Source organism: Siphonobacter sp. BAB-5405 (genome assembly GCF_002872335.1).
GTDB lineage: Bacteria > Bacteroidota > Bacteroidia > Cytophagales > Spirosomataceae > Siphonobacter.
In genome coordinates, this window is record NZ_NJAG01000116.1 from 1 (window position 1) to 1,618 (window position 1,618).

General features: G+C 49.9%; 2 pseudogenes. Both read left to right on the top strand.

The features are described from left to right. Positions 1–309 precede the first annotated feature (309 nt). Positions 310–600 (top strand): annotated as a pseudogene (locus tag BWI97_RS29395) (two-component regulator propeller domain-containing protein); the annotation flags it as partial. Between the two features lie 521 nt (positions 601–1,121). Continuing rightward, positions 1,122–1,618: pseudogene (locus BWI97_RS26265) on the top strand (hybrid sensor histidine kinase/response regulator); the annotation flags it as partial.

Genomic DNA, 1,618 nt, shown 5'->3' on the forward strand with positions numbered 1-1,618 from the left:
TTATGGATTGGTACAGACAGTCAGATTTACTGGGGCAATTACCGGAATGGCACGCAACCAGCTTCCCTTTCCTTTCAATCGCTGGGACGGGGGTTTGCCGAGATTGAGTATCTCTTTCGCGACTCTTCCAAACGTCTGTGGATCAGCACAAAATCAGGATTACTCCTTTTGAACCTTCGTACGCCGGGTCCAGTCCTTCCCATCCGGAACGAAGACATTCAGAGTTTTCTTCCCTCCGATACGGATCCTTTCAGCATCAACTCCTTTCGGGTTCATGACATTATCGAGGACTCTTTCCATAATATCTGGATGGCTAGTTCGGCGGGTGGACTGAATATCCTGAAACCCTATACCAAACCTTTCGGACTCATTCGCAGACAGGTAGCGGGCCAAACCAATCCTGCTACTAATTATATCAATGCCATCTCCAAGGACGAATCCCGCAATCGGGTGTGGATTGGTACACGCAATGGCCTGGCGAGTTATGATTTAAAAACAAAAACGTACGTAAACTTTCTGGAGCATTCCTATTACGGCAGTGTCAACAGTACGGACGTATCCGCCCTGCATCAGACCGCCGATGGTACGCTGTGGATCGGCACTCGTTACGGGGGCTTGTTTACGCTCGATCCACAAACGAATAAAATCCAGTCCGTTCCCAGTTTACCGGGAGAACTCAACTGGTACAGTCTGAGTATCGAAAGCATTACGGAGGATCAGTATGGATTTATCTGGCTGGCTACGTTTACGGGCGGCCTGTACCGGCTGAACCGCACGAGCAAGCAAGGCGTTGTTTATTCCCATGTAAAGCGTACGCTGCCTACCAGCGATTTTACTTATCTGCACTACGATCCCCGGCGTTCCATCCTGTGGGCAAGTACCCACAATGCCGGGTTATTGAAAATTGCCGTCACGCCCCAGTCCATTCGCCTGGTGAAACAGTTTAAACACGAAGCCCATAATCCAAACAGCCTGAGCACAACTATACCTGGCCTTTGCTACAGGATCATCAGGGTCAGCTCTGGATTGGTACTATTGGTGGTGGACTGCATCGCCTGTATACCGCTCCCAACGGAGCGGAACGCCTGGAACGCTGGATTTCATGGATTCCGGAAACCGACGTGGAAAGTCTGTTACTGGATGAATCCGGTAATCTCTGGATTGGTGGCTCCGGTATTTATCAGCTGAATCCGCAAACCCGAAAGTTTCTGCATTATGACGTAACGGACGGTCTACAAAGCAACTCCTTTAAAATCGGGGCTGCGTACCGGGCTGCCGACCGTACCCTCTTTTTTGGCGGCACCAACGGAATTACGTATTTCCGACCGCAGTCCATTCAGGTTAACACCTCCCTGCCTAAAGTCCAGATTACAGAACTGCGTATTCATAATCAGCCTATTGCTGCGGGAGACACGGTCAATGGCCGGCTTTTACTTGCGGCTCCCTTTACCAATCATTCCTCGATTGAGCTGCATTCCAACGAAAATGATTTTTCCATCGAATTCGTCGGACTGCATTATGCCAACCCTCATAAGCAACAGTATGCCTATCAGCTGGTCGGGTATAATCCGGATTGGGTACGGGTGAATGCCCAACAGCGAACCGCCACTTTTTCAAC